Origin of the sequence: Rhodococcus sp. IEGM 1307, assembly GCF_030056915.1 — a bacterium.
Taxonomy (GTDB): Bacteria; Actinomycetota; Actinomycetes; order Mycobacteriales; family Mycobacteriaceae; genus Rhodococcus_F; species Rhodococcus_F opacus_D.
Map to the genome: position 1 here is coordinate 380,928 of NZ_JASHKW010000002.1, position 25,735 is coordinate 406,662.

General features: G+C 67.8%; 29 protein-coding genes. 16 read left to right on the forward strand and 13 right to left on the reverse strand.

Features of this window, described 5'->3' with window-relative positions:
- Positions 1 to 7: 7 nt before the first annotated feature.
- Positions 8 to 1,078 carry an LLM class flavin-dependent oxidoreductase gene (locus QM841_RS05495; protein WP_283331197.1) on the reverse strand — a complete coding sequence of 357 codons (1,071 nt, stop codon included), beginning with the start codon at positions 1,076 to 1,078 and terminating at the stop codon, positions 8 to 10.
- A gap of 1 nt (position 1,079) precedes the next feature.
- Positions 1,080 to 2,378, reverse strand: coding sequence for an O-acetylhomoserine aminocarboxypropyltransferase/cysteine synthase family protein (locus QM841_RS05500; RefSeq protein ID WP_283331198.1), 1,299 nt, complete (start codon positions 2,376 to 2,378; stop codon positions 1,080 to 1,082).
- A 209-nt stretch (positions 2,379 to 2,587) separates the two neighbouring features.
- Here QM841_RS05500 and QM841_RS05505 point away from each other — a divergent pair, with 209 nt between their 5' ends.
- From QM841_RS05505 to QM841_RS05540, 8 genes are all read left to right on the forward strand, one after another.
- Positions 2,588 to 3,286 (forward strand): alpha/beta hydrolase, encoded by a 699-nt coding sequence (locus QM841_RS05505; protein WP_283331199.1) that lies wholly within the window; start codon positions 2,588 to 2,590, stop codon positions 3,284 to 3,286.
- Positions 3,287 to 3,339: 53 nt separating this feature from the next.
- On the forward strand, positions 3,340 to 4,704 hold the full coding sequence (locus tag QM841_RS05510) for an aminotransferase class I/II-fold pyridoxal phosphate-dependent enzyme (RefSeq protein WP_283331200.1): 1,365 nt from the start codon (positions 3,340 to 3,342) through the stop codon (positions 4,702 to 4,704).
- Positions 4,705 to 4,854: 150 nt separating this feature from the next.
- Positions 4,855 to 6,246, forward strand: coding sequence for an LLM class flavin-dependent oxidoreductase (locus QM841_RS05515; RefSeq protein WP_283331201.1), 1,392 nt, complete (start codon positions 4,855 to 4,857; stop codon positions 6,244 to 6,246).
- A 35-nt stretch (positions 6,247 to 6,281) separates the two neighbouring features.
- On the forward strand, positions 6,282 to 7,805 hold the full coding sequence (locus QM841_RS05520) for an ABC transporter substrate-binding protein (RefSeq protein WP_283331202.1): 1,524 nt from the start codon (positions 6,282 to 6,284) through the stop codon (positions 7,803 to 7,805).
- Positions 7,802 to 8,827, forward strand: coding sequence for an ABC transporter permease (locus QM841_RS05525; protein ID WP_283331203.1), 1,026 nt, complete (start codon positions 7,802 to 7,804; stop codon positions 8,825 to 8,827). Before QM841_RS05520 ends, QM841_RS05525 begins: the two co-directional genes overlap by 4 nt.
- A 6-nt stretch (positions 8,828 to 8,833) precedes the next feature.
- Positions 8,834 to 9,691 carry an ABC transporter permease gene (locus tag QM841_RS05530; RefSeq protein WP_283331204.1) on the forward strand — a complete coding sequence of 286 codons (858 nt, stop codon included), beginning with the start codon at positions 8,834 to 8,836 and terminating at the stop codon, positions 9,689 to 9,691.
- Positions 9,681 to 10,547: an ABC transporter ATP-binding protein gene (locus tag QM841_RS05535; protein WP_283331205.1), complete on the forward strand. Its 867-nt coding sequence runs from the start codon at positions 9,681 to 9,683 to the stop codon at positions 10,545 to 10,547. Before QM841_RS05530 ends, QM841_RS05535 begins: the two co-directional genes overlap by 11 nt.
- Positions 10,540 to 11,367, forward strand: a complete 828-nt coding sequence (locus QM841_RS05540) for an ABC transporter ATP-binding protein (RefSeq protein ID WP_283331206.1) — start codon at positions 10,540 to 10,542, stop codon at positions 11,365 to 11,367. The genes QM841_RS05535 and QM841_RS05540 overlap by 8 nt, the downstream gene beginning before the upstream one ends.
- 39 nt (positions 11,368 to 11,406) lie before the next feature.
- Here QM841_RS05540 and QM841_RS05545 read toward each other — a convergent pair whose 3' ends face one another.
- The 3 genes from QM841_RS05545 to QM841_RS05555 are packed head-to-tail and all read right to left on the reverse strand — an operon-like array spanning position 11,407 to position 13,961.
- Positions 11,407 to 12,069, reverse strand: coding sequence for a methionine ABC transporter permease (locus QM841_RS05545; protein ID WP_283331207.1), 663 nt, complete (start codon positions 12,067 to 12,069; stop codon positions 11,407 to 11,409).
- Positions 12,066 to 13,088, reverse strand: coding sequence for a methionine ABC transporter ATP-binding protein (locus QM841_RS05550; RefSeq protein WP_280782050.1), 1,023 nt, complete (start codon positions 13,086 to 13,088; stop codon positions 12,066 to 12,068). Before QM841_RS05550 ends, QM841_RS05545 begins: the two co-directional genes overlap by 4 nt.
- Positions 13,089 to 13,961, reverse strand: coding sequence for a MetQ/NlpA family ABC transporter substrate-binding protein (locus tag QM841_RS05555; protein ID WP_283331208.1), 873 nt, complete (start codon positions 13,959 to 13,961; stop codon positions 13,089 to 13,091).
- Between the two features lie 199 nt (positions 13,962 to 14,160).
- On the opposite strand from QM841_RS05555, the gene QM841_RS05560 reads away from it, so the two are divergent.
- The 6 genes from QM841_RS05560 (at position 14,161) to QM841_RS05585 (ending at position 18,312) form a co-directional block, all read left to right on the forward strand.
- Complete coding sequence (locus QM841_RS05560) at positions 14,161 to 14,670, forward strand: NADPH-dependent FMN reductase (protein WP_280782048.1); 510 nt, start codon at positions 14,161 to 14,163, stop codon at positions 14,668 to 14,670.
- A complete protein-coding gene (locus QM841_RS05565) occupies positions 14,667 to 15,167 on the forward strand; it encodes a flavin reductase family protein (protein ID WP_007300445.1) in 501 nt (166 codons plus the stop codon). Before QM841_RS05560 ends, QM841_RS05565 begins: the two co-directional genes overlap by 4 nt.
- 11 nt (positions 15,168 to 15,178) lie before the next feature.
- The gene (locus tag QM841_RS05570; RefSeq protein ID WP_283331209.1) at positions 15,179 to 15,889 is read left to right on the forward strand and encodes a GNAT family N-acetyltransferase; all 711 of its coding nucleotides are present in this window, start codon (positions 15,179 to 15,181) and stop codon (positions 15,887 to 15,889) included.
- 46 nt (positions 15,890 to 15,935) lie between these two features.
- Entirely contained in the window at positions 15,936 to 16,271 is a 336-nt protein-coding gene (locus QM841_RS05575) for a YciI family protein (RefSeq protein ID WP_283331210.1), read from the forward strand.
- Positions 16,268 to 17,482: an RNA polymerase sigma factor gene (locus QM841_RS05580; RefSeq protein WP_283331211.1), complete on the forward strand. Its 1,215-nt coding sequence runs from the start codon at positions 16,268 to 16,270 to the stop codon at positions 17,480 to 17,482. Before QM841_RS05575 ends, QM841_RS05580 begins: the two co-directional genes overlap by 4 nt.
- Before the next feature lie 92 nt (positions 17,483 to 17,574).
- Positions 17,575 to 18,312, forward strand: coding sequence for a DUF899 family protein (locus QM841_RS05585; protein WP_283331212.1), 738 nt, complete (start codon positions 17,575 to 17,577; stop codon positions 18,310 to 18,312).
- 9 nt (positions 18,313 to 18,321) lie between these two features.
- Here QM841_RS05585 and map read toward each other — a convergent pair whose 3' ends face one another.
- Positions 18,322 to 19,110 carry a type I methionyl aminopeptidase gene (gene map / locus QM841_RS05590; RefSeq protein ID WP_280782043.1) on the reverse strand — a complete coding sequence of 263 codons (789 nt, stop codon included), beginning with the start codon at positions 19,108 to 19,110 and terminating at the stop codon, positions 18,322 to 18,324.
- 95 nt (positions 19,111 to 19,205) lie between these two features.
- Between map and QM841_RS05595 the strand changes: the two genes are divergently transcribed.
- Positions 19,206 to 19,472, forward strand: coding sequence for a helix-turn-helix domain-containing protein (locus tag QM841_RS05595; RefSeq protein WP_009474442.1), 267 nt, complete (start codon positions 19,206 to 19,208; stop codon positions 19,470 to 19,472).
- 25 nt (positions 19,473 to 19,497) lie between these two features.
- On the opposite strand, the gene QM841_RS05600 is transcribed toward QM841_RS05595, so the two are convergent.
- The gene (locus tag QM841_RS05600; RefSeq protein ID WP_283331213.1) at positions 19,498 to 20,124 is read right to left on the reverse strand and encodes a class I SAM-dependent methyltransferase; all 627 of its coding nucleotides are present in this window, start codon (positions 20,122 to 20,124) and stop codon (positions 19,498 to 19,500) included.
- A gap of 63 nt (positions 20,125 to 20,187) precedes the next feature.
- Positions 20,188 to 21,096, reverse strand: coding sequence for an NADP-dependent oxidoreductase (locus QM841_RS05605; RefSeq protein ID WP_283331214.1), 909 nt, complete (start codon positions 21,094 to 21,096; stop codon positions 20,188 to 20,190).
- 113 nt (positions 21,097 to 21,209) lie between these two features.
- Here QM841_RS05605 and QM841_RS05610 point away from each other — a divergent pair, with 113 nt between their 5' ends.
- Positions 21,210 to 21,650 carry a winged helix-turn-helix transcriptional regulator gene (locus QM841_RS05610; protein WP_283331215.1) on the forward strand — a complete coding sequence of 147 codons (441 nt, stop codon included), beginning with the start codon at positions 21,210 to 21,212 and terminating at the stop codon, positions 21,648 to 21,650.
- 10 nt (positions 21,651 to 21,660) lie between these two features.
- Here the strand turns inward: QM841_RS05610 and QM841_RS05615 are convergent, their stop codons facing one another.
- Genes QM841_RS05615 through QM841_RS05635 form a run of 5 tightly spaced genes read right to left on the reverse strand, consistent with a single transcriptional unit; the run spans position 21,661 to position 25,605 of the window.
- Entirely contained in the window at positions 21,661 to 22,935 is a 1,275-nt protein-coding gene (locus tag QM841_RS05615) for an LLM class flavin-dependent oxidoreductase (RefSeq protein ID WP_283331216.1), read from the reverse strand.
- Positions 22,935 to 23,318 (reverse strand): MetQ/NlpA family ABC transporter substrate-binding protein, encoded by a 384-nt coding sequence (locus QM841_RS05620; RefSeq protein ID WP_283331217.1) that lies wholly within the window; start codon positions 23,316 to 23,318, stop codon positions 22,935 to 22,937. Before QM841_RS05620 ends, QM841_RS05615 begins: the two co-directional genes overlap by 1 nt.
- Positions 23,315 to 23,860 (reverse strand): MetQ/NlpA family ABC transporter substrate-binding protein, encoded by a 546-nt coding sequence (locus tag QM841_RS05625; protein ID WP_283331218.1) that lies wholly within the window; start codon positions 23,858 to 23,860, stop codon positions 23,315 to 23,317. The genes QM841_RS05620 and QM841_RS05625 overlap by 4 nt, the downstream gene beginning before the upstream one ends.
- Before the next feature lie 39 nt (positions 23,861 to 23,899).
- The gene (locus tag QM841_RS05630) at positions 23,900 to 24,592 is read right to left on the reverse strand and encodes a methionine ABC transporter permease (RefSeq protein WP_283331219.1); all 693 of its coding nucleotides are present in this window, start codon (positions 24,590 to 24,592) and stop codon (positions 23,900 to 23,902) included.
- On the reverse strand, positions 24,589 to 25,605 hold the full coding sequence (locus QM841_RS05635) for a methionine ABC transporter ATP-binding protein (RefSeq protein WP_283331220.1): 1,017 nt from the start codon (positions 25,603 to 25,605) through the stop codon (positions 24,589 to 24,591). The genes QM841_RS05630 and QM841_RS05635 overlap by 4 nt, the downstream gene beginning before the upstream one ends.
- Positions 25,606 to 25,735 lie beyond the last annotated feature (130 nt).

The window sequence follows — 25,735 nt, forward strand, 5'->3', positions numbered from 1 at the left end:
GTACTTGTTAACCGCCCGTGGTTAACAAGTACTCACGGGTGGGGACGAGCGGGAAGACCTGCTCGGCGATGCGCTCGAGTTCCTCGTGCGCGGGGGAGCACTGGATGAGCAGCAGGGTGAGACCGGCATCCTGGTAGGCGCGGATCTTCTCGGCGACCTGTTCCGGTGTGCCGACGAGGTCGGGACGCAGTCCACGTGTGCCGACGGAGTACTCGCGCCTGGACAGCTCGACGTCGAGTTCGGAGTTCTTCACGAACTCCTCGAACGACGCATACCCGGGCGAGTGCGGATCGACGGTGGTGATGCGTTCGAGTTCGGCGCGGGCCTCGGCTTCGGTGTCGCGCACGATGATGTACGTGGACATGCCGAATTCGGCCATGTCCCGCTGGTGGATTCGCTGCGACCGTGCGTTCATGTCCGCGATCTTCGTGCGCACCTCCTCGACGGTGCCGCCGTGCAGCACATACGAGTCGGCGAAGGTCGCGATCGATTCGCGGCCGCTCTCGCTCTCCCCGCCCGCGAAGACCGGGGGATGGATGCCGGGCTTCGGCGACAGGATCGAGTCGCGCACGCTGAAGTGCTCGCCCTGGTAGGTGAACGGGGTGTGCTCCCAGAGCCCACGGAGAACGTCGACGAATTCGGTGGCCTGCCGGTATCGATCGTCGTGCCGGGTGAAGGCGCCGCCGTACTGTCGGGCTTCCTCCTCCCACCACGCGGCGACGACGTTGAGCGCGAACCGTGCCGCACCCGCCTCGGTTGTTCCGGCGATGTCGGTGATCGTCGCCGATTCCTTCGCGGTGACCGCCGGCAGGTGGAATCCCGGTCGCACCGCCGTCATCACCCGGAGTTGTTCGGTGACCGCGAGGATCGCCGACGACAGCGACCACGCCTCGAGGCTGGGCGCGTCGACGCCCTTGCGGTCGTTGAGATAGAGCTCGGGCACGAGGGTGGTGTGGTATCCGAGACGATCGGCGAGCTGTGCGAGCTTCTTGACGTAGGCCCAGGTGGCGGGCATCCCTTCGTCGCCGAGGTTGCGCAGGAAGCCGCCGTAGATGGGCGTCCAGTAGCCGAAGTGCATGTCATTCCTCCGTGATGGCGTCGAGCGAAGCACGCAGATCGTCGACGAGGTCCTCCAGGTTTTCCAGTCCGATCGACAATCGGACGGTGCGGTAGCCGAATCCGGCGTCGCGGAGTTGCGTGTCGCCGAGATGGCTGTGCGTGGTGGTGGCGGGGTGTACTACCAGCGAACGGGCGTCGCCGATGTTGGCGACGATGGCGAACAATTGCAGCGAGTCGATGAACTTCGCCACCTTCGAGTCGTCGACGGCGAGATCGAACGAGAAGACCGAGCCGGCGCCGCGTGGCAGATACCGTTGGGCGGCAGCGTGCCACCGGTTGTCCGGCAATCCGGGGTAGTTGACCTTGGCGACCGCGGGATGGCCGTCGAGGAAGTGTGCGATCGCCAGCGCCGAACCGACCTGCCGTTCCAGCCGCAGGTCCAGCGTCTCCAACCCCTGAAGCAGCTGGAACGAATTGAACGGGGACAGTGCGGGACCGAGATCGTGGACGATCTTCGTCTTCGCGTAGACCAGGTAGGCGCTGCGTTCGCGGCCGAACTCTTCCCATAGCACGAGGTCACCGATGCGCGGGTATGGCTCGGTGAACTGGGTCCACCGCTGCGGTTCCGCGCCGAAGTCGAACGTGCCGAGGTCCACGATCACACCACCCAGCGAACTGCCGTGCCCACCGATGAACTTGGTGGCCGAGTACACGGTGATGTCGGCTCCGAAGTCCTTCGGGCGGAGCAGATACGGGGTGGCGATCGTGTTGTCGACGATCAGCGGGACCCCCGCCTGGTGCGCGATGTCGGCCACGGCCCGGACGTCGAGCACGGAGGCGACGGGGTTGCCGATCGTCTCGGCGAAGAAGGCCCGGGTCTCCGGACGCGCGGACGCACGCCAGGCGTCGAGGTCGTCCTGATCGACGAGCGTGACCTCGATCCCGAAGTCCGCGAAGGTGTCGGTGAGGAGATCGACGGTTCCCCCGTACAGCTGCCGCGCCGCGACGATGTGCTGTCCGGACTTGGCGAGCGTGAGGAGGGCGACCGCGACAGCGGACTGCCCGGAACCCGTGGCCAGGGCGGCGACTCCGTCGTCGAGATCGGCGAGGCGCTGCTCGAACACGGCCTGCGTGGGATTCCCGGTGCGGCTGTACAGGTTTCCCTTCCGGCGGAGGGAGAAGATGTCCCGTGCCTGTTCGAAGCTGCCGAAATCGTAGGCAACCGATTGGTAGATCGGGGGGATCGCGGTGTTCTGCGGCGTTCCGGGTTGATAGCCGGTGCGGACCTGCCGGGTCGCGAACCCTGTGGTCTCGGGCATCGGTGTGTCTGTCCCTTCGTCGATACTTCTGGGTGAATGGCAGAGCGGGTGAATGGCAGAGCAAAACGAATATGTTCGGAACAAAACACGAAGCGCGGCGAGAAGGCACGCGTTTTGTTCTGCTCGAGCATTAGTCTTGTTCGACCTCGCGCGTGTGGGTCAGGGTGACGCAGTCAATCCTGCGAACAATCCCCCGAATGAGGTAATCAGTGGACATCGACTGGCTGGAACCCGAAGCGACTGTGCGTGGCTCGGTGATCGTGGTCGCCGGCCGCGGTGAGCATGCTCACGTGTACCGCCGGTTCGCCCGCCGGATCGCCTTCGACGGTTACCGTGTCGCGGTGGTGGAGAACGATCCCGCGGCGACTGCTCGGGTGATCGCCGATGCGGAGACCGATCTTCCGGTCACCCTCGTCGGGTCGGACAGCGGCACCCTGACCGCCCTCGACCTGGCCGCGACGCATCCGGCCGTGTCCGGTGTGGTGGCCGCGGGTCTTCTCGTCGCGGGCGCCGACGCCTTCACCGGAGAGTGGGACGGCGAACTCGAGATCCGTTCCGCGTGTCCCGTGCATCGGGGGGTCCTGTCGTCGGCCGACGCTCTCGAGCGGGGAACGCTCGGTGCGGAAACGCCGGTCGCCACGGCCGATTCGCTGACCCACGTGCAGGTTCCCGTCCTCGTCGTGCACGGCGGCGCCGACGTACTGAGCCCGGCAGCGGACGTCCTGGCCGTCACGTCCGCGTTGCCCGACGCCCGGGTCGTCGTCGTTCACGAGGGGCTGCACGACATCCTCAACGACGTGTCCCACCGGTCGGTCGCCGCTGAGATCGTGCAGTTCCTCGAGCGTCTCCGCCTGCCCGGGACGCCCGACATCATCCTCCGCGAACCGGCCGGGGCACTCGCGCAGTGACCCGGACTCGCGGGGCGCGGGGGCGGTAGTGGTTGTCGATCGAAGGGGTGTGGATGTCAGCGGTGCTGGAGTCGGAGACGATAGCTCCGGAGTGGTTGCTCGACAAGATCGACGGCCGCACCGCGGAACTGGCCGATGCCGTCGCCGACCTCATCAGGTCGGGTGAGCTCGGCCCCGGCGATCGCCTGCCGACCGTCCGCGCACTCGCGAAATCGACCGATCTCAGTGTCGGTGCGATCGTCAACGCGTGGGGCCGGTTGCAGGAACAGGGGTTCGTGCAGACCCGTCGCCGCGGCGGCACCGTTGTTCTTCCGCCGCTCGACAGCGTGCCCGAGCGTGGCATACCGGACTGGCGTGGCGTCGACCTGGCGCAGAATGCACCGGACCTGGCGCTGCAGCCCTCCCTGTCCGACGCTTTGTTGTCCAGTCTGGACGCCGAGACATTGAATGTGTTCGGCCGGGAACTGATGACCGAGCGGTTGCGGAATGCCGTCGCGCCGGGTTGGCCGTTCGAACCGGAGGCCTGGGCCACGGCGGGCGGTGGCACCGAGGCGCTGTTGCTGGCCGTGGAGGCGGCGGCACCACCCGGTTCGATGGTGGCCGTCGACGAGCCCCTGGGCCCGGGTGTTCTCGACACCCTCCGCGACCTGGGGTTGGATGCGGTCGGGGTCGGCGCCGACCGCGACGGCCCCCGGCCGGACGCTCTCGACGCGGCCCTGACCGCCGGCGCGGTGGCTTTCGTGTTCCAGCCCGGTGCGCCGTTCGCCGTCGACCATGCGGTCAGCGCGCGGCGCACGAGTGAACTCACCGAGGTGTTGCGGCGGCATCCGGCCGTGTGGGTCGTCGAGGACGACTCGATCGGACCGCTCGAACCGCAGCAGCCTCCCTCTCTGGGATCGGTACTGCCGCAGCGTGTCGTCCGGATCCGCAGCTACTGCAAGGCATACGGGATCGACGTGCGGACCTCCGTTCTCGGCGGGTCCCGCGAACTGATCGAGAAGGCCATGAAGGTGCGCAGCCACGGAGTCGGCTCGAACAGCCGGATCCTGCAGAACACCCTCGCCCATCTGATCGGCAGCGCCGACGCCGAGCACGCGGTCACGGCGGCGCACGAGCGCTACGCCGCCAGACGCACGTCGCTGCTGGGGGCGCTGATCGACCGTGGCATCGAGGCTTTCGCGGGCCCGCACAGTCTGGTCGTGTGGGTAACGGTGTCGGACGAGACCGCGGCCCTCGTCGCGTTGGCGCGGCAGGGCATCTCGGTGGGGGCCGGATCCCGCTCGTTCGTGCAGGCGCCCGCACGCCAACTCCTACGCCTGTCGGCCACCCAATTGCCCGACGACCCGGACCTGATCGGGCAACTCGCCGACGTCGTCGCGGTGGCCGTCGCGGAGTCGTCGCGCGAGTTCTTCGACTGATCGGACTTTGTTCGACAGCCCTGCGGGACATACGAAATATGTTTTGAAACATCGAGAATTTAATACTCTGCACGCGTCTGTTTGCTCCATACACTTCAACGCGGCGTGCCGAGGCAGGTGCCTGACGGCGAACGACGAAGGAGCGAGAACATGACGAGACGGCAACTGAAATTGGGAGCTGTCCTCACCCCCACGGGTGGTCCCGGGCACCCGTACACCTGGCTGGACCCGGAGATTCCCGCCGACGCGAGCGTCGACATCGACTGGTACATCCGGTACGCGCGGCTGGCCGAGCAGGCGCGGTTCGATCTCGTGTTCATCGTCGACAGCCAATTCATCACCCCCGACTCGCCCCCGCACTACCTGAACCGGCTCGAGCCGCTGACGCTGCTGTCGGCGCTCGCGGTGGCCACCGAACACATCGGGCTCGTGGGCACACTGACCACATCGTTCAACCAGCCGTTCAACCTCGCGCGACGGTTCGCGTCCCTCGATCTGATCAGCCGCGGCCGTGCCGGCTGGAACGTGGTCACCAGTGGCGACTCGGGTACCGCCGGAAACTACGGACTCGAGGAGCATTACGACTACGCCACCCGCTACGGCCGGGCCCTCGAACACGTCGAGGTCGTCAAGGCTCTGTGGGACTCCTACGAGGACGACGCGTTTCCGCGCGACCGGGAGGCCCGCCGCTTCCTCGACGCAGACAAGCTGCACACCCTCGACCACCGGGGCGAGCACTTCTCGGTGGTGGGCCCGCTCAACATCGAACGCTCGCGGCAGGGGCAGCCGGTGATCTTCCAGGCCGGCGACTCCGACCAGGGCCGCGACCTCGGAGCGCGGATCGCCGACGGGATCTTCACGCACGCGCCGAGTTTCGAGGCGGGCGCGGCGTTCTACACCGACATCAAGACCCGCGCCGCGGCCTACGGGCGCGCTCCCGAGGACATTGTGATCCTGCCGGGAGTCACCGTCACCGTGGGCGACACCGACGCCGACGCCCGCGAGATCGAACGTGCAACCCAGCTGGCGGACAACGACTTCGGAAAGTCCCTCCGGGAACTGGGCCGGCCATTCGGCTGGCACGACTTCCGGCAGTACGACCTCGACGCGCCGTTCCCCGCCGAGGCACTGCAGCACGCCGAGCGCAGCTTCTACACGCAGGCGAAGAAGATCGCCGACCTCGCCGCCGACCGCGGGCTGACACTGCGGCAGACCGTCGAGGCGCTCAGCGCACCGAAGACGTCGCCGTTCACGGGCAGCGCCGAGACCGTCGCGAACGAACTGCAACGCTGGCTGGACGGCCACGCCCTCGACGGCATCAACATCCACATCGGCCACCCGGCACAGTTCCAGCGCTTCGTCGACGAGGTGCTGCCGATCCTGCGCGAGCGCGGGGTCGTCCGGGAGGACTACGAGCAGAACACGTTGCGCGGCAACCTCGGTCTGCCCTTCGCGGAGAACCGCTACACCCGCGCGCGGCGTGAGGGAGTCGACCCCGCCCCGCTGCCCGGCACCACCGCATCGCTGTCCGCGAGCGTCTGAATCACCACCCCCCCTTGCATGGTCAGGAGCACCCAGTGAGCAAGAAGAGCCGGCGGATCGTCGGCGCCGTAATACTCGGAGTGATCGTCGGGCTCGTTGCCACCGCGTGCGGCGGCGGCAGCAGCTCGGACGGCGCCGAGGTCAAGTGGGCGTTCAACCTCCCCACCTCCTGGGATCCGGTGACGAGCCGGACCGGAAACGACATCAACACGATCAGCCTCGCGTACGCGTCGCTGACCCGGCTCGACGCCGAGGGCAACGTCGAACCGTCACTCGCCGAGAGCTGGAAGTACAACGCCGACGGCACCGCCGTGACCTTCACCCTGCGTGACGGTCTCACCTTCTCCGACGGGACCATCCTCGACGCCCCGGCGGTCAAGGCGTTCTTCGATCGCGGCAAGACCCAGGACGATTCCTTCCTCCGCGATCAGCTGGCCGGCGTCACCGAGGTCACGGCCGACAGCGCCACCGACGTCACGCTGCACCTCGCCGACGCCGACTACCAGATCCCCTACCTGGTCGCCGGGCGTACCGGGGCCATCGCCAGCCCGACCGCGGCCGCCGACCCGCAGAAGCTCAGCGTGTGGCCGGTCGGGGCCGGTCCGTTCACGATCACCGACTTCGTCGCCGAGGACCACGCGTACTTCGAGAAGAACCCGAACTACTGGGACGCGGAGAACATCCACATCGATCACTTCGAACTCAGCGTCGCCCCGGACCCGGCCACACTCGTCGCCGGTGTCCAGTCCGGTTCCATCGACTTCGCGACGCTACCGGCCCTGCAGTCCAAGGAAGCCGAGGCCGCCGGTCTCGATGTGACCGTGAAGCCGTCGCTGGCCGCGAACGACGTCTCCATCAACCTCAACAAGGCCCCGTTCGACAATCCGAAGGTCGTCGAGGCGTTCCGTTACGCATTCGACCGCCAGGCGTTCGTCGACGTCATCACGAACGGGTTGGGCAGCACGACGAGCCAGCCGTTCCCCAGCGGGTACCTCGCCTTCAACCCCGAGATCGAGAAGCTCTGGAACTACGACCCCGACAAGGCAGCTCGTCTGCTCACCGAGGCGGGCTTTGGGCCCGGACAGCTGTCTCTCGAAATCACCGCGCAGTCGGCGGCCACCAACCGGGCAGAGCTGGTGCAGTCGCAGCTGAAGAAGATCGGCGTCGAATCCACGATCAAGGTGGTGCCGCCGGGATCGTCGACGTGGCAGAGCGAGGTCTACATCGCGAAGAACCCGCAGCTGGCGACGGACGGCACCATCGGGCGTGAATCACCGGTGCAGAACCTGCTCGCCGTCTACGGTCCGGAAGGCATCATGAACCTCAGCGGCCCGCACGCGTCGCCGGAGTTCACTGCCGCCCTCGACGCCGTGCGTCGTACGCCCCTCGAGGACCCGGAGTACAAGCCGCGGCTGTGGCAGGCCGTCAAGGTCGGGGTCGAGCAGTCGCCGACGAACTACATCTTCAGCAATCCGTGGATCATCGTGTCCAACCCGGACCTGAAGAACCTGAACATCCTGCCGTCCCAGGTGCGGTGGGAAGGCGTCACGGTCTCGTGACCACCGCAGACGTCCAGACCGCCGGCACCGGGAGAACATTCGCTCTCCCGATGCCGGCGGGTGCGCTCGGCGCGGCGGTGCGGGTCGTGCTGAGCACCGTGCTGATCGTGGTCCCGGTCTTCCTGTTCTCCACCCTGATCACCTTCCTGCTCGGGGCGGCCAGCGGGCTGAATCCGGCCGCCGGGATCGCCGGCGACGCCGCGACCCCGGAGACGATCGCCCGCATCGACGCCGAGTTCGGGCTGGACAAGCCGGTCTGGCAGCAGTACGTCGACTGGATGTCGAGCATGCTGAGCGGCGACCTCGGGGTCTCGTGGTTCAGCAAGATCCCGGTCAGCGAGTTGATCGGTGAGCGGCTGGCCGTCAGTGCCTCGATCGCGGGTGTGGCTCTGGTCATCGGACTCGTCCTCGGCGTCGGACTCGGGGTGCTCGCCGCCGTCTACAAGGGCAGCCTGCTCGACCGGCTGATCACCGCCTACACGTCGGTGGCCTCGACGCTGCCGCCGTTCGTCATCTCGATCGGACTGATCCTCGTCCTCAGCGTCGGGTTGCACTGGCTGCCGTCGGCCGGGTACGTCCCGCCGGACGAGGACTTCGGCCGCTGGCTGTCGCTGATCATCATGCCCGCGATCGCGTTGAGCATGGACGTCGTCGCCGACATCGCGCGACAACTCCGCACCGGATTGGTCGCGGAGCTGGACCAGAACTACGTCACCGGCGCGGTGGTCCGGGGCATCAGTCCGGCCCGGATCCTGTTCGTGCACACACTGCGTAACGGCAGCGGGCCCGCGCTGTCCATCCTGGGCATGAAGATCCCCACGCTCATCGGCGGCGCCGTCGTGATGGAGACCATGTTCTCCATGCCCGGCTTCGGTCGCCTCGCCGCCGACTCCGCGCTGCGCGGAGACGTTCCCATCGTCCAGGGAACGCTTGTCGTGGCGATCGTGTTCGTGCTGTTCTGCAACATCGTCGTCAACATCGCGCAGAGCGCGCTGCAGCCGGCAACCAAGCGGAGAGACTGAAATCCCATGCTCACAGCAATCCTGCGCTATCACTCCGCTCGCGCAGCGGTGGTCGTTCTCGGGCTGATCGTGGTGCTCGCGGTCTTCGGGCCCGCCCTCGCGCCGTTCGACCCGCTCGAGCAGGACACGTCGGCAATCCTGCAGGGCCCGAGCGGAACTCACTGGCTCGGGACGGACAACGTCGGACGGGACGTGTTCAGCCGGCTGCTGGCGGGTTCGACCGTGTCGGTGCTGTCCGCACTGCAGTGCGTGGTGGTCGGATTCCTCCTCGGCGTGATCCCGGGCTTCCTGTCGGTGTACCTCGGGCGCGGCGTGGAATGGTTCACCCTCCGGTTGATGGATGCGCTCATCACGCTGCCGTTCCTCGTGTTCGCCGTCGCGATGACCGCGCTGCTCGGAAACGGGCTCGCGCAGGCGATGTTCGCGGTCGGCATCCTCATCGCACCCGCGTTCTACCGGGTCACCCGTGCCGCGGCGCTGACGGTGGCGAACTCCCAGTACGTCGAGGCCGCCGAACTGATGGGGGCCGACACGTCCTGGATCATCCGTCGCCACGCGGTGCGTAAGGTGCTGCCGGCGGTGGGGGTGACGTTCGCGGCGATGACCGGAGCCAGCCTCGTCATCGTGTCTTCGCTGACGTTCCTCGGGATCGGGGTCGTTCCGCCGGACCCGACCTGGGGCGGACTCCTCGCCAGCGGATTGCAGTACCTCTACCAGGTTCCGTTCGGCCCGGTCGTGCCCGCCCTGTTGATCGTGGCCACCGTCTGGGCACTCAACGCCATCGCCGACGCGCTGCGGGATGCGACCGGCCGACCCCAACCACGCGCCCGCAGGAAACAGGAGGTCACCTCGGATGTCCACTGACACATTGGATGCCCCGTCGGCACCCGCAACCACGCGTCCCGACACTCCGGTGCTCACCGTGAGCGATCTGCGCATCGCACTCGACGACGGAACCGAACTGGTCCACGGCGTCGACTTCTCCCTCGCGCGCGGCGAAGCCCTCGGGATCGTCGGCGAATCGGGCAGCGGTAAGTCGCTGACCTGCCGGGCCATCCTCGGAATCCTGCCCGGCGGAATCGGCGTCACCGCAGGCTCGATCGATTTCGACGGCATCGAACTCACCGACCTCGGTCGAAAACACTGGCGGCCGCTGCGGGGTACCCGCATCTCGGCGGTCTTCCAGGACCCGGCGTCCTATCTGAACCCGTCCATCCGGGTCGGTGAACAACTGGCCGAGGCACTCCGGTCGACCCTGGGGCTGTCCCGCGCGGACGCCCGGCGGCGCGGCGTCGAACTTTTCCGGAAAATGGGGCTGAACGACGCCGACACCGTGTACCGCCAATACCCGCACGAACTGTCCGGAGGAATGCTCCAGCGGGTGCTCATCGCGATCGCGGTGTCCGCGGAACCGGAACTCCTCATCGCGGACGAGGCGACCACCGCCCTGGACGTCACCGTTCAGGCCGAGGTGCTCGACCTCCTCGAGGACCTGCGTGACGAACTGGGCCTCGCCCTCGTCCTCGTCTCCCACGACCTCGCCGTGGTGGCTCAGGTCTGCGACAGCGTGATCGTGATGCGGGACGGCGCCGTCGTCGAGTCCGGGCGTGCGGAGGACCTGCTCACCGCGCCCCGGCACGACTACACCCGCCAACTCGTCGAGAACCATCGGGAGTACGGGCTCGAGTCGGTCACCGGAAAGGAGGCGGCTCGTGTCTGAGTCGTTGCTGCGCATGACCGGCGTCCGGGTGGAGCGCGGGGCCCGCGGGGCCCGCAAGCAGATCCTGCACGGCGTCGGCCTGACCATCGATGCCGGTGAGAAGGTGGGACTCATCGGTGAAAGCGGCTCCGGGAAAACGACACTGGCCCGCACGATTCTCGGTCTGATCACTCCCACGTCCGGAACGATCGAGATCCGCGGGCAGCGCGTCGACGACCTGTCCACGGCGCACCGCAGGGCGCACCGCCGCACGGGGACCGTGCAATACGTGTTCCAGGATCCGCTACTGAGCCTCGATCCGGACATTCCGGTGGGCGAGTCGATCGCCGAGGGACTGCTCGTGCGGGGCGGACTCGACCGGGGTTTCGTGCGGTCGCGGGTGGCAGCGGTACTGAGCAGTGTCGGACTCGACGCCGACATCGCGGCGCGGATTCCCGCCGACCTGTCGGGTGGGCAGCGCCAGCGGATCGCGATCGCGAGGGCCCTCGTCCTCGATCCGGCGCTGCTGCTGCTCGACGAACCGGTCAGCGCCCTCGACTCGGTCAACCGCATCCAGATCCTGAAACTGCTCACCGAACTCGGGCACTCGCGGCAACTCGCTCAGCTGTTCATCTCGCACGACCTCGGGGCGGTCGCGGCGCTGGTCGACCGGATCGTCGTGCTGTACCGCGGAAACATCGTCGAGGACGGGCCCACCCATCAGGTGATCTCCGATCCCCAGCACCCGTACACGGCGCTCCTCGTCGGTTCGGCTCCTACGTTGAGCGGCGGCGCGGTGACGCGGGAACGTCGCCGCGAACTGAGGCTCCGCCTCCCGTGAGTACTTGTTAACCGCGGGCGGTTGACAAGTACTCACGGGTCAGCGGCGCAGCGCCTTTCGCGCCAGCCAGTTGCCGAAGAACTGGGAGGCCTGGACGAGCAGGATGATGACGAGGGTGGCCACGAGGGTCACCTGCCAGTTGAAGCGCTGATAGCCGTAGACGATGGCGAAGTCGCCGAGTCCGCCGCCGCCGATCGTCCCCGCCATCGCGGACATGTCGACGATGCCGATGAGGACGAACGTGTAGCCGAGGATCAACGGGCCCAGGGCTTCCGGGATCAGCAGGGTGACGATGATCCGCAGGGGTCCCGCGCCCATCGCGCGGGCAGCCTCGATCACGCCGGGATCGACGGTCACCAGATTCTGTTCCACGATGCGGGCGATGGCGAACGACGACGCGATGATCATCACGAAGATCGCGGCCTCGGTTCCGATGGTCCGGCCCACCACGGCGAGGGTCACGGGCCCGAGTGCGGCGAGCAGGATGATGAACGGAATCGGCCGAACGATGTTCACCAGGATGTTCAGCACAGTGTAGGCGGCCGTGTTCTGGAGAATCCCGCCCTTCCGCGTGGCATACAGCAGCGTGCCCACCACGAGCCCGATCAGTCCACCGACCACCAGGGTGATCACCACCATGTAGACGGTCGTGCCGATGGATTCGAACAGTACGGGGCGCAGCTTGTCCCAGTTCGTGGTCATGCCTGTACTTCCTCGACGTCGGTGACGGTCCGCAACCGGCGGATCACGTCGTCGACGCCGTCGTCCGGACCGACGAGTTCGAGTGTGAGACTGCCGAACGAGCGGTCCTGCAGGGTGGTGATGCCGCCGTAGACGATCTCGAACCGGACGCCGTGCCCTCCCGCGTCGGAGAGGACGTCGCCGATCCGGCTGCCGTCCCGCACGTCGGCGGTGACGATCCGGCCACCGAAACGCGACCGCAGCCGTTCCAGGTCGGCGGGCTCCGGGCGGTTACGCAGGATCGTGCTCACGAAGCTCTTCGACGCCGGCGCCTGGGGTTCGGAGAAGACGTCGAACACCGTGCCGAGTTCCACGACGCGACCCTCCGCCAGCACGGCGACACGATCCGCGACGGCCCGGACGACGTCCATCTCGTGCGTGATCACCACGATCGTGACCCCGAGTTCCCGGTTCACCTTGCGGAGCAGGCGGAGTACGTCCTGTGTGGTTTCCGGGTCCAGGGCGCTGGTGGACTCGTCGGCGAGCAGCAGGTCCGGCGACGTCGCGAGCGCGCGGGCGATCCCGACGCGCTGCTTCTGCCCGCCGGACAGCTGGTCGGGGTAGGCCCGTGCCTTGTCGGAGAGGCCCACGAACTCGAGGAGTTCGGCGACGCGTTCGCGGCGCTTCTGTCGCGGCCAGCCGGCCACGACGAGGGGGTAGGCCACGTTCCCGGCGACGGTCCGCGAGCGGAACAGGTTGAACTGCTGGAAGATCATCCCGATCTTCGCGCGCACGTGCCGGAGTTTCGATTCCGACAGCGCGGTGATGTCGACGTCGTCGACGACGACACGCCCATTGGTCGGGCGTTCCAGGCCGTTGATCAGCCGAACCAGCGTGCTCTTCCCGGCGCCCGAGTAGCCGATGACCCCGAAGATCTCACCCCTCTCGATGGTGAGATCCACGGCGTCGACAGCGGTGAGGGTCTTCTTTCCCGACTGGAAGGTTTTCGTGACGGATTCGAATCGGACGATCGGTGTCATCTACTTGGCCGAACGGATTCCCTCTTCGACCCGCGACAGGATTTGCTGCAGTTGGGCACCGTCGCGTTCGACCTCGACCGACGTTCCCTTCGACTCCTCGCGCACGGCGGCCTGGATCTCGGGGTCGTGCCAGATCTTCACGAGTTCGAGGTACGTCGCGTTGTCCTTGTCCTCGGCGCGGGTGACGAACGTGTTGATGTACGGCTCGGCGGCGGGGCTGGACGGGTCGTCCTTGTAGAGAGCCGATTGGGGGTCGATGCCCGAACGCTCGAGGAACGTGTTGTTGACGATCGCGCCGTCGACGGATGCGAGCGACAGCGCCGTCTGGGCGGCGTCGACCGGGGTTACCTTCACCTTGGACGCAGCCGTGTCGATGTCGGCGGGCGTGGGGGATGGGTTGTCGCCGGTCAGCGTGAGCAGGCCGGCGCCCTTCAGCACGAACAGGGCACGAGCCTGGTTGCTGGGGTCGTTGGGGATCGCGATCTCGCCGCCCTGCGGAATGTCGGCGAGGCTCTGGTGCTTCTGCGAGTACAGGCCGAGCGGCACGATCTGGGTGGCGCCGATCGGGGTGAGGTCGTCGTCCGCGCCGGTGTTGTACTCGCCGAGGAACTGCAGGTGCTGGAAGAGATTGGCGTCGATCTGCCCTTGCGACAGGGCGATGTTCGGCTGCGAGTAGTCGGAGAAGTTCACGACGTCGAGCGTGATACCCGCGTCCTTCGCCTTGTCCTCGAAGATCTCCCATGAGCGGTCGCCGGCCTCGGTGGTTCCGATCCGGACCGTGTCGCCGTCGGCGCTGCCGGATCCACCGGAGCACGCAGTCAGTGCCGCCAGGAGTGGCACGGCGGCAAGGGCGAGAGAACGGCTGAACTTCACGGAAAATCCCCACGATCGATCGGATGACCACGGAGTGTGGCCACGGGCAAGGTAGCGCCTCCGGGCGCCGCGCGGAATGGTTCGGATCGCCGTGATTCGAAGGGGAGTGTCCCGACTTCCGTTCCTGCCCTGCGGTATTCGACCGGACCGGCTGCGTGCTCTAGGGTGGCAGGGTAGACACGCGAGAGGTGATGTAGCGATGAAGGTAACGGTAGTGGCGGGCAATCCCAAGCCCGGTTCGCGGACGTTGGATGCAGCCGGTCTGGTCGCGACCGCGGTCACGGGCGCCGCCGCGGATTCCACGGTCGACGTGATCGAACTCGGGGCAGGTCTGCTCGGGTGGGGTGACGACAAGGTCGCGGCGGCCGTGGAGACGGTGGCGTCGTCGGACCTCGTCGTGTTCGCCAGCCCGACGTTCAAGGCGTCGTACACGGGCGTGCTGAAGCTGTTCCTCGACCAGTTCGCGACCGGAGACGGCCTGAAGGACGTCGTGGTGGTGCCGCTGATGCTCGGGGCCGGGCCCGCGCACGCCATGGCGCCGGACCTGCTGCTCAAGCCGGTGCTCGTCGAACTCGGCGCGACGGCCCCCGCTCCCGGCCTGTACCTCATCGACACCACCTACACGACCGACACACGTATCACCGACTACGCCGAGCGATGGGGTTCGATCCTGACCGCGGCGGCCCGGACCCGGACGGAACTCTCATGACGCAGGCAGACGGCACACTGGACAAGACTTCGCTCCGGGAGGCGTTCGGACATTTCCCGAGCGGCGTCGTCGCCGTCTGCGCCGAAGTCGACGGTGAGCGCGTCGGGATGGCGGCGAGCACGTTCGTGCCCGTGTCGCTGGAGCCGCCACTGGTCGCGTTCTGCGTGCAGAACACGTCCACCACATGGCCGAAACTCGCGGACCTCGCCCACGTCGGGATCAGCGTGCTCGGTGAGGCGCACGACGCCGCCGCCCGTGTGCTCGCCGCGAAGACCGGCGACCGGTTCGCGGGCCTCGACACCGAAACCACCGACGGCGGTGCGCTGTTCATCGACGGAGCATCGGTGTGGCTGGACACCACCGTCACCCAGCAGGTGCCCGCGGGGGATCACGCGATCGTGGTCCTGCGGATCAACGAGCTCAGGGTGCAGTCGGAGATCGAGCCGATCGTGTTCCACCGCAGCCGGTTCCGCTGGTTGCGCACCGTCGCGTCCTGACACGGGGTGAGATGACCACGGAACTGACGGCGCCGGCCGATACAGACGTTCATCCCCTGGACGACGCCATCCGTGAATCCCTTCGCGGGGCGCACGCGCATTTCGCCACATGGTCGGGCCGGGTGGCGCGGTACCACCCGGACGTCGCGCCGCACGTGGGCCACCCGGCGACGCTGGGCGACGAGGAGTGGGCGGATCTCGCGGCACTGCTCGGGTCGTCGTCGACGGCCGCTCTGCGCGGATTCGGGCACACCCCGCCTCAGGGCTGGGAGGTCGTGGACTCCTTCGGCCTGGTCCAGATGGACGGCACCGCGCTGGACGTCGCACCGGACCCCGACGCCGAGGTGCTCGGCGCGGCGGACGTCCCCGAGATCCTGGACCTGATCGGCCGCACCCGGCCCGGACCGTATCTTCCGCGGACCATCGAGATGGGGACGTATCTCGGTTTTCGTGTCGACGGTGAACTGGTGGCCATGGCGGGCGAGCGGTTGCATCCGCCCGGGTGGACGGAGATCAGCGCGGTCTGCACCGATGAGCGTTTCCGGGGCCGCGGATTCGGTGCCCGGCTCGTGCGCGCCGTGGGAGCAGGGATCCGCGCCCGCGGGGAAAGACCGTTCCTGCACGCCGCGCAGGCGAACACGACGGCGATCCGCCTGTACGAAAGTCTCGGCTTCACCCTCCGCCAGCAGTCCGCGCTCACCGTCGTCCGGACGCCGGCGTAGGCCGATCCGGCGCCCGCCGTGACACCGGTCAGGCAAAATCGCAGGTATGAAGTACGTGCTACTGATCTGCGACGACGAGTCGGTATCGCCGACGAACGAGGAGCTCGCGGCGGATCCGGTGCATCAGACTTGGTGGGAGGATCTGCAACGACGCGGCGGGATGCTCGTCGGCCAGCGGCTGCGACCGGTGGTGGATGCCACGACGGTCCGGGTCCGCGACGGTGAGACTTTGGTCTCGGACGGGCCGTTTGCCGAGACCAAGGACTTCGTCGGCGGATTCGTGATCGTCGAGTGCGCGAACCTGGACGAGGCGATCGAGATCGCTGCCGGCCATCCCTACGCGCGCTGGGGCGGCGTCGAAATCCGCCCCGTCTGGGAATGACTGCGCCCGATGACCGAGTGCGTGCGGCGGTCGATGCGGCATTCCGGGACGAGTGGGGGCAGGTCGTTGCGACTCTCATCGGGTTGACGGGGGATTGGGATCTGGCCGAGGACTGTGCTCAGGACGCATTCGCCTCCGCGTTGACGAACTGGCGGCGCGACGGCGTTCCGCGCCGCCCCGGCGCCTGGCTCACCACGACGGCGCGCCACCGCGCGATCGACCGGCTGCGCCGCGACGCGGCAGGTGCGGGCAAGGTACGCCAGCTCGCCGTGCTGACCCGCGACCCGGACGAGCCGCATGACGAGATCCCCGACGAGCGGCTGCGGCTGATCTTCACCTGTTGCCATCCGGCGCTGCCATTTCCGGCGCGGGTCGCGCTCACCCTGCGGACGTTGGCCGGTCTGAGTACCGCCGAGATCGCCCGGGCCTTCCTGACCGCCGAGTCCACGATGGCGCAGCGCCTGGTCCGCGCCAAGCGCAAGATCCACGAGGCCGGGATTCCCTACCGGGTCCCGCCCGTCGAGGTGCTCTCACCGCGACTGGCCGCGGTTCTGGCGGTGCTTTACCTGATCTTCAACCAGGGCTACGACGAGGAGGACGGGCGGGCCCTCACGGCCGAGGCCATCCGCCTGGCCCGGCTCTTGATCCGGCTGATGCCCCAGGAACCGGAGCCGCGTGGCCTTCTCGCGCTGATGCTGCTGCACGAGTCCCGGCGCGCGACGCGCACCGACGACGGAGCGTTGGTCACCCTCGAGAACCAGGACCGGTCTCGGTGGGACCATGCGCTGATTGCCGAAGGTGTGGCAACGCTGGACCAGGCGCTGGCATCGGGGCGCATCGGTGGTTACCAGGTGCAGGCCGCGATCGCCGCCTGCCACGTCACCGCGCCTGACTCGGCGAGCACGGACTGGCCGCAGATCGCGGCCCTGTACACCGAGTTGGCGCGACTGGCGCCGTCCCCGGTGGTGGATCTCAACCACGCCGTGGCGGTCGCGATGGCCGACGGCATTCCGGCCGGCCTTGCCCTGGTCGACGAGATCACGGCATCCGGCCGGCTCGACCGCTACCACCTGCTGCCAGCGACCCGGGCCGATCTGCTCCGCCGGGACGGCCGCCCCGCCGAGGCCGAGGCAGCGTACGAGCAAGCCCTGCAGCTGGCGCCGACCGAGGCCGAGCGCCGCTACCTGACCGGCCGCCTGCGCGAGCTCTGAAGAAATCTCGAGATCATTGTGCGGTTGTTGTCGATCTTGGACGGAATCCTTCGTCGGTGAGGTGAAAGCCCACCAAGAGGAAGGAAAGTGTCGTGAACACGGAAACAACCCCGTCCGTCGTCGACCGCGCGACCTACCAGGCCGAACTGGATGCGCTGCGGGTCCGGGAGAAGACGCACACCCACGAAGGCGACGCGATTGCTGCGGCCCGCCGGCGACTGCCGATGGTCGAGGTGGACCCCGCCATCACCCTGGTCGGCCCGCACGGGCCGGTCCCGCTGCTGGACGTGTTCGAGGGCCGCAGCCAGTTGATCGCGTACTTCCACATGTGGCACGCCGGCCACCCCGCGGCCGAACAATGTGAGGGCTGCACATTCTTCAACGGCCAGGTGCGCGAGCTGTCGTACCTGCACTCGCGCGACGTCACGTACGCCACGCTGTGCCAGGGACCGTACGACGTGAGCGTCCGCTACCGCGACTTCATGGGTTGGGACGTGCCCTGGTATTCCGCGCAGGATGCGGCGGATGCCCTGCTCGGCGATCGCCCACGGTCCCCGGCGCCTCTGGTCTGTTATCTGCGACAGGATGACAGGGTGTTCGAGACGTTCTGGACCAGCGGCCGCGGTCTGGAACCGATGGCTCCGACGTACGGGTTGCTCGACATGACCGCGTACGGCCGTCAGGAAACGTGGGAGGATTCGCCGAGCGGTTGGCCCCAGCATTGGGAGCCCGGCACGAGGGACATCATGCGCACCGACGGACGGCCCACCGCGCAATGGTCCCGCCTGGCATCCGGACGCTCCGACGCCCTCGGCGCCACCGGGCGCTGACGCCACTGATCACAGTGCGGATGCGGCGACGTGTTCCCGGCGCGTGAGCACGAGCGCCGCGCCGTCGGTGATCGCGATGGTGTGTTCGCTGTGCGAGGTGCGCGATCCATCGGCCGAGCGGATGGTCCACCCGTCGGGGTCGTAGACGATCTTGTCCGTGCCGGCGGCGAACCACGGTTCGAGGGCGAGGGTCAGTCCCGGTCGCAGTGTGAGTCCCCGGCCCGCACGTCCCGTATTCGATACGTGCGGATCTTCGTGCATGGTTCGTCCGAGCCCGTGACCACCGAACTCGGTGTTGACCGGGTACCCGTACTCGGCGGCGACCGCGCCGATCGCGGCAGAGATATCGCCCAGCCGGTTGCCGGGTACGGCGGCGGCGATGCCGGCTGTCAGGGCCTTCTCGGTGGCTGCGATGAGGCGCTCGTCCTCGGGTCGTGGATCACCGACGATGATGCTGCGGGCACAGTCGGCGACCCACCCGTCGATGGACACTGCGATGTCCATGCTCAGCAGGTCTCCGTTCTGCAGCACGTAGTCGTGCGGCAGGCCGTGGAGTACGGCGTCGTTGACCGACAGGCAGATGACGTTGCGGAACGGCCCGCGCCCGAATGACGGCGCGTAGTCCCAGTAGCACGACGTGGCGCCGCGCTGGGCGATCAGCTGGCGGGCGCGTTCTTCGAGCTCGAGCAGATTCACACCCGGGCCCGCGCGGTGTTCGAGATCGTCGAGCAACTCGGCGATGAACGTGCCGGTGACGTCCATCGCAGCGATCTCCTGTGGTGTTTTCAGTTCCAGCACCAATTACTCCTCCTGATAGGCCAAAATCGGTATTAAAATACCACCCTAGACGATGTATAGGTATTTTCATACCGCTGCGGAGTTAGACTGCTCGCATGGTGCGTCTTCCTTTGACTCCGGAACAGCTGGCCGCAGGTAAGCGCCTCGGTCTTCAGCTACGGCAGGCGCGCGGGGATCGCACCCTCGCCGAGGTTGCGCAGGAGGCGGGGATCTCCCCGGAGACTCTGCGCAAGATCGAGACCGGGCGGATGGCGACACCCGCATTCACGACTGTCGCGGCCCTCGCCCGGGTGCTTCCCCTGTCGCTCGACGAGCTTGCCGACATCTGCCTTGCCCGTACCGGCCTCCGGCAAACCGGGTAGCAATTCTCCAGCCCGAGAAGGGATCTCACCGGGTGTGCTGCCGGAGTGCGGTGATGGCGCCGTGCGGCCTGTGGCCGCTCCCCGTTCGTGTATGGGTCTCGATCACCTCGAAGCCGGCCGTGACCAACTCCTGGCCGAGTTCCGCCACCGGCCACCGATAGGCAGTGGTCACAGCATGGTCGAAGGTCTCCACGGTTGCTCCTTCGAAGAAGCCCACCAACAACCCGCCGCCCGGCCGAATCACGCGCGCGAACTCGGCGAGCGGAGTCCGGATGTCCTGCGGACTGTGGTGAATGAGCGAGTACCACGACAGCACACCACCGAGTGATTCGTCCGCGGCGTCCACTGTCTCGAAGCCGCCGATGTCGAAGGAGAGGTGGGGATACTGCAGGCGAGCTCGTTCGACGAACTCGGGAACCAGATCGATCCCGCTCGCCGCCAGTCCGCACTCGGCCAAGAAATCCGTCCACTGCCCCGGACCGCACCCGGCGTCGACTACCGGACCTGTCAGGGTGGCGGCCCAGCTGCTCACCAAGGCCCGATCGGAGGGGTGTGTCGAACTCACGGAGCCGAAGAGGTCCGTGTACTCCTGGGATCTGGCCGAGTAGGACTCTCGGACCGTGTCGCATGGTGCGGCGCTCGTGTTCTCCATGCCGTCGATCATTGCGGAAAGTCGAGCGTCGTCCCTGGAACGTTGCGGCCGGGATGGCGAAGATCAGGGCTGAAGGACGTACTTCCCGCGTACGCCGCCCCGCGCGATCACGCGGTGGGCGTCGGCGACCCGATCGAGCGGTACGACGGCGTGCACCCGCGCCGGCAGGTGGCCGCTCGCGGTGGAGTCGAGGAGCTGGGCGAGCCGGGCACCGTCGGGCTGCGTCACCAGCACCCGGACGGTGACGCCGCGTTCCCCTGCCGGTGCCGCGCCCGGCTGCACGCCGACGAAGACGCCGCCGTCGCGAACCAGCGTGAGGCCCTGTTCCTGGAGTGCGGCACCGTCGGCCACCGCGTCCCAGGCGCGCGCCGCCTCCGTGGTGAAGTCGGCGCCGAGGCCCCGGACGAATTTCTCGTCTTCGGCGCGGGCGAGTCCAGTGACCCGCCAGTCGCGGTCCTGGGCGAGTGTCACGACGTTCGCCCCGACCGCTCCAGCGGCCCCGGTCACCAGCAGGCTCCGGCCTCCACCGTCACCGAGCAGATCGACCAGCTGGTCTGCAGCGAGGCCGCCGAGCGGAACCGTTGCGGCGGTGGCCAGGTCGAGGCCGTCCGGCACGAGAGCGGTGTCGCTCGCCGGGACGACCAGCTGCTCGGCGTACGTGCCGAAGTCCCGGTCGAAGCCGGCGACCAGCCCCGCGACGCGGCTGCCGACCGGGATGTCGACGTCCGGACCAGCCGCGGTGACGGTACCGGCGAAGTCCCAGCCCAGGCCGGTGTGGTCGGGCTGGTCGATCAGCCCGAGCCGGTGGAACACCCCGGCGGCGAGCGCCAGGTCGACGGGGTTGACCGCGGCCCCGGCGATCTCGACCCGGACCTGGCCCGGCCCGGGCTCGACGACGGGTACGTCGATGATCTCGATGGAGTCGGGACCGCCCGTGGTGCGGACGACGGCGGTGCGGAAGGTGGTGGACATGTTGCCTCCTGTGGACCGGGATTTGTGCTGCAACTCCACGATGGAGGGGTTACTCTCCAATGGAAAGTACGCACTTCAGAGTGCGTAGGTCACCGCACGGGAAGGAGCGGTCGATGCCGACAACAACGGCGGCCCAGGAGCGGGCGCAGGCGAAGGTGGAGTACGAGGCGTTCCTGGCGACCTGTCCCAGCCGCCAGCTCCTCGACCGGATCTCCGACAAGTGGGTGACGCTGGTCCTGGCCGCGCTGGGCAGCGACGGCCCACACCCGGACGAAGACTGCGTCGGCGAGCCGCGGCGGATGCGCTACTCGGAGCTGTCTCGCCGGCTGGCCGGAGTCAGTCAGAAGATGCTCACCCAGACGCTGCGCTCCCTCGAACGCGACGGCCTGCTCACCCGCACGGTGACGCCGACCGTGCCTGTCACGGTCACCTACGAGCTGACCGACCTCGGACTCTCGCTCCACTCCGTCATCCGCGGGATCAAGGCGTGGGCGGAGGCGCACATGGACGAGGTGCTTGCCAACAGAAACACGTACGACACCCGCGTCGGCTAGCGCGCTGAACCTAACCACTCACGGGGAGCGGAGCGCCCTCGAAGCGTTCGCGGAGGGTGGATTCGGCGTACTCGTACCGGAAGATCCCCTTCGCGCGGAGGATCGGCACGACGTGATCGACGAAATCGGTGAGCCCGGAAGGGAATCCGTCCGGCATCAGGTTGAATCCGTCCGCCGCGCCAGCCAGGAACCATTCCTCGATGGTGTCGGCGATCTGCTCGGGTGAGCCGACGACCAGCCGGTGACCGAAGCCGCCCGCCTTGCGAAGCAGTTCGGACACCGAATACCGGCTCTCGAGCGCCAGCCGCACGACGGCCTCCCGGAACCCCAGCGAGCCGGAGAACGACGGATCGACCGGGGCGAGAAGCAACTCCTCCGGGATCGGCCGGTCCGGGTCGAGGGAGCTCAGGTCGACACCGAGCATGCCGCCCAGCCGTTCGGCGGAGAAACCGTCGGCGGCCTTGGATTCCCAGTCCTCGTACCGGGCGATCGCCTCGGCCTCGGTGCTCCCCACCACCGTGACGAGCCCGGGAAGGATCTTCACCGCCTGGGGATCCCGACCGGCTGCGCGGGCGACATCCTTCACTTCCCGGTAGTGCTGACGCCCGGCGTCGAGCGTGAGCTCCGCCGAGAACACCGCGTCGGCGCTGCGACCGGCCAGCGCGCGGCCCTGCGGGGAGCCGCCGGCCTGCACGAGCAGGGGGTGGCCCTGAGGCGACGGCGGCACGGGCAGTGCGCCGTGAACGTGGAAGTACTCCCCGTCGTGGTGCACCGGGACCCGGGTGGTCGCCGATTCCCACAGCGCGGTGACGACGTCCACGAACTCCGTGGCCCGGCGATACCGCGACTCGCGGTCGGGAATCCGGGAGAGACCGAAGTTGTGGGCGGTCCCGGCGTGGAACGTGGTCACCACATTCCACGCCACCCGTCCACCGGACACGACGTCGAGGGAAAGGAACCGGTCCGCCAGATCGAACGGATCGTTGAACGTCGTCGACGCCGTGCCGATCAGCCCGAGGTGCTCGGTCGCGCTCGCCACCACCCCGAGCACGGTGGTGGGTTCGAGGGCCCGCGTCGGCTTCACGGCGGGATCCTCGCGGAGCGCAGGACCGTCCGCGAGGAACAGCGCGTCGAGGGTGCCGCGCTCGGCGATCGTCGCGACCTCGGTGTAATAGTCCGGGTCGATGAACGACGTCGGGTGCAGGTCGGGAGCCCGCCACGCGGACGGGTGGAAACCCACGTCCAGCACGTTGACGTTGAGGATGACCTCTCGTTGCGCGGGCATCAGCCGGCCGGCTTCGCGGCCGCGCCGTCGATGTTGGTCTGGCTGCGGTCGGTGGCTCGCGCCGATTCGATGCTCTGCGCCACCCGGGAGAAGAACGGGTCGCTGTCGATGAGCTGGCCGATCCGCGGGTCGTGGTAGGTGTCGAGCAGCGGCGCGAAGTCGGGGTTGTCCTTGTTCTTCTCGTTGATGACGACCTCGATCCAGTACAACTCGTAGGCGGGGGCGTTGAAGACGATCTTGTCGTCGGGGACGTCGGCGAGGTCGAAGTTGGACCGCCAGCCCAGTGCCAGGTCGACGTCGGGCAGCGTGCGCGGCAACTGCGCCAGCGCGGCCTCGGTGAACTCGAACGACTTCGGGTTGTCCTTCACGTCGCGGATGGTCACGCGCGACGGTCGACACCGTCCTTCAGGGTCAGCTGGCCGAGATCCTGCAGGGTCTGCAGTGCCTGCGCCTGATTCGACGGGTCGTCGGGGATGGCGACCTTCGCGCCCTTCGGGAGATCCTCGAGCTTGCCGTACTTCTCGGAATATCCCGAGAACTTGAGGACGTACCAGTCTCCGGCCGCATGCAGTCCGAGGTTGCCGTCCTCGTTCTGCACGCGCATCCACTCCTGATGCTGGCTGTGGTTGGCGTCGATGTCGCCCTGGGAGACCGCGAGATTCTTGAGCTTCGAATCCTCGATCTGCACGGGTTCGACGGTGATGCCGTGGTCGGGGGCGAGTTTCGCGACTTCCTTGGCGAGCTTCTCGTCCAGGATCGATCCGGCGGTGTATCCGATCTTGAACGTCGTCTGCGGGCCGTCACCTTCGGTTCGGTCGTTGCCCCCGACCGCGCCGCACGCGGTGAGGAGGAGAAGCAGTGTGGCCGTCAGTCCGCCTGCCGCCACAGCACGGGCGCGCGTCACCGAGCGGGGTCGAGTCGTCATGGGTGTTGTCCTCTGATCTGGGTGAATGTGAAGGAAGGCTCAGCGCCGGTTGGTGAGGCGGGCGGCCAGGTCGCCGACGAGCTGGATGACCTGGACCAGTACCACGAGGGCGATGACCGTCGTGATCATCACGGTGTTGTCGAATCGGTTGTAGCCGTAGGCGATGGCGAGGTTGCCGATGCCGCCTGCGCCCACCGCTCCCGCGATCGCCGACATGTCGAGGATGCCGATCAGCGCGATGGTCAGAGCGCCGATGATGGTCGGAACAGCTTCGTGGAGTTGCACTTTGCGGATGATCTGAAAGTTCGACCCGGCCGAGGCCCGGCCCACTTCCACCACTTCGGGGGGAACGTCCCGCAGCGAATTCTCGATCAGACGCGCGACGTACGGTGTCGCGGCCAGCGTCATCGGAACCGCCGCCGCCTGCACCCCGAGCGAGGTGCCGACGACGAATCGGGTGAACGGAATGATGGCGGCCATCAGCACCAGGAAGGGCAGCGATCGACCGAGGTTGACCACCCAGCCCGCCACCGCGTTGACCGCCGGGTTGGGGAACAGCCCCCGGGGCGCGGTGTTGTGCAGGATGACCGCCAGCGGAGTGCCCAGCAGGATCGCCAGGATCACCGTGATCCCGACCATCTGCACGGTCTGCTGCAGGGCGGGGAGGAACAGCTCGGGAAGTTCCTCGACCGGAGTCGAAATGGCGAGAACGACACTGTCCGGGGCGCTCATGCCGCGGCCTCCTCGGTGGTCCGCGCGGACGCGTCGTCGTCGACCCGGGTTCCGTGCAGACCCCAGGACGACAGCAGGTCGCCGACGGACGGATGCTCACCGGCCACCGAGATGGTGACCCGCCCCGCCGGGCGCCCGCCGACCGATTCCACGGTCCCGGACAGCACGCCGATCGACCGGCCGGTGGTCTTGCCGAGAAGCTCGATCCAGTTGGTGGGAACGGTGTCGGAGCCGTAGGTGACGTGCCAGAGCACGTCCCGGTCCTCCGCGGTGATGTGGGAACGATCGGGGAGGAGGCCGACGCCGAGTTCGGAGTGCGGATCGCGGAGGAGTTCGATCACCGGGCCCGATTCCACCACCCGCCCCGCGTCGAGGACGGTGACGACGTCCGCGACCTGCCGGACGACATCCATTTCGTGGGTGATCAGCACGATCGTCAGCCCGAGGTCGTCGCGCAGTTCGCGCAGCAACGCGAGGATGGATCGCGTGGTATTGGGATCGAGCCCCGACGTTGCCTCGTCCGACACCAGGACCTTGGGAGCGAGTGCCAGCGAGCGGGCAATCCCCACGCGCTGCCGCTGCCCGCCGGACAGCTGCCGGGGGTAGAGGTCGGCCTTGTCGGACAGTCCCACCCGCTCGAGCAGCTCCGCCACCCGTGTTCGCCGCTCGGAGCGGCCCACACCGGCGAATTCGAGGGGCAGGGCCACATTCTCCGCCGCCGTGCGGCGGGCGAGGAGGCTCGACGCCTGGAAGATCGTGCCGATCGCGCGACGCTGATCCCGGAGCCGGCGTTCGGACAGTCCCGAGACGTCGGTGCCGTCGAGCAGAATGCGGCCCTCGGACGGACGCTCCAGCAGGCTGATGATGCGCGACAGCGTGGTCTTGCCCGCACCGCTCTGTCCGATCACCGCCGCGATCTGGCCGGTGCCGACGGAGAAGTCGATGTCGTGGAGCACTTCGACGGAACGGGATCTGTTCCCGAATCGTTTCGTGACGGAACGGACTTCGATCATGCTGAACCACCTGTGTCGGATGACGGCACCTCGGTCGGCCGTCGGGACGGAAATCCCGGCCCGTGGACGGGCCGGTGGATTCCCGAAACGATAGGCGTGGGTAAACGGAAAGTCATGCCTAAGAATCGAC

Bases quoted from the DNA above. Each gene is read 5' to 3' on its own strand.
- QM841_RS05495 (WP_283331197.1), bottom strand. From the start codon at position 1,078: ATGCACTTCGGCTACTGGACGCCCATCTACGGCGGCTTCCTGCGCAAC.
- QM841_RS05530 (WP_283331204.1), top strand. From the start codon at position 8,834: ATGCTCACAGCAATCCTGCGCTATCACTCCGCTCGCGCAGCGGTGGTC.
- QM841_RS05570 (WP_283331209.1), top strand. From the start codon at position 15,179: ATGACCACGGAACTGACGGCGCCGGCCGATACAGACGTTCATCCCCTG.
- QM841_RS05560 (WP_280782048.1), top strand. From the start codon at position 14,161: ATGAAGGTAACGGTAGTGGCGGGCAATCCCAAGCCCGGTTCGCGGACG.
- QM841_RS05575 (WP_283331210.1), top strand. From the start codon at position 15,936: ATGAAGTACGTGCTACTGATCTGCGACGACGAGTCGGTATCGCCGACG.
- QM841_RS05615 (WP_283331216.1), bottom strand. From the start codon at position 22,935: ATGCCCGCGCAACGAGAGGTCATCCTCAACGTCAACGTGCTGGACGTG.
- QM841_RS05635 (WP_283331220.1), bottom strand. From the start codon at position 25,605: ATGATCGAAGTCCGTTCCGTCACGAAACGATTCGGGAACAGATCCCGT.
- QM841_RS05630 (WP_283331219.1), bottom strand. From the start codon at position 24,592: ATGAGCGCCCCGGACAGTGTCGTTCTCGCCATTTCGACTCCGGTCGAG.
- QM841_RS05580 (WP_283331211.1), top strand. From the start codon at position 16,268: ATGACTGCGCCCGATGACCGAGTGCGTGCGGCGGTCGATGCGGCATTC.
- QM841_RS05535 (WP_283331205.1), top strand. From the start codon at position 9,681: ATGTCCACTGACACATTGGATGCCCCGTCGGCACCCGCAACCACGCGT.
- QM841_RS05605 (WP_283331214.1), bottom strand. From the start codon at position 21,096: ATGTCCACCACCTTCCGCACCGCCGTCGTCCGCACCACGGGCGGTCCC.
- QM841_RS05625 (WP_283331218.1), bottom strand. From the start codon at position 23,860: ATGACGACTCGACCCCGCTCGGTGACGCGCGCCCGTGCTGTGGCGGCA.
- QM841_RS05510 (WP_283331200.1), top strand. From the start codon at position 3,340: ATGTCAGCGGTGCTGGAGTCGGAGACGATAGCTCCGGAGTGGTTGCTC.
- QM841_RS05595 (WP_009474442.1), top strand. From the start codon at position 19,206: ATGGTGCGTCTTCCTTTGACTCCGGAACAGCTGGCCGCAGGTAAGCGC.
- QM841_RS05550 (WP_280782050.1), bottom strand. From the start codon at position 13,088: ATGACACCGATCGTCCGATTCGAATCCGTCACGAAAACCTTCCAGTCG.
- QM841_RS05610 (WP_283331215.1), top strand. From the start codon at position 21,210: ATGCCGACAACAACGGCGGCCCAGGAGCGGGCGCAGGCGAAGGTGGAG.
- QM841_RS05565 (WP_007300445.1), top strand. From the start codon at position 14,667: ATGACGCAGGCAGACGGCACACTGGACAAGACTTCGCTCCGGGAGGCG.
- QM841_RS05515 (WP_283331201.1), top strand. From the start codon at position 4,855: ATGACGAGACGGCAACTGAAATTGGGAGCTGTCCTCACCCCCACGGGT.
- QM841_RS05600 (WP_283331213.1), bottom strand. From the start codon at position 20,124: ATGGAGAACACGAGCGCCGCACCATGCGACACGGTCCGAGAGTCCTAC.
- QM841_RS05545 (WP_283331207.1), bottom strand. From the start codon at position 12,069: ATGACCACGAACTGGGACAAGCTGCGCCCCGTACTGTTCGAATCCATC.
- QM841_RS05500 (WP_283331198.1), bottom strand. From the start codon at position 2,378: ATGCCCGAGACCACAGGGTTCGCGACCCGGCAGGTCCGCACCGGCTAT.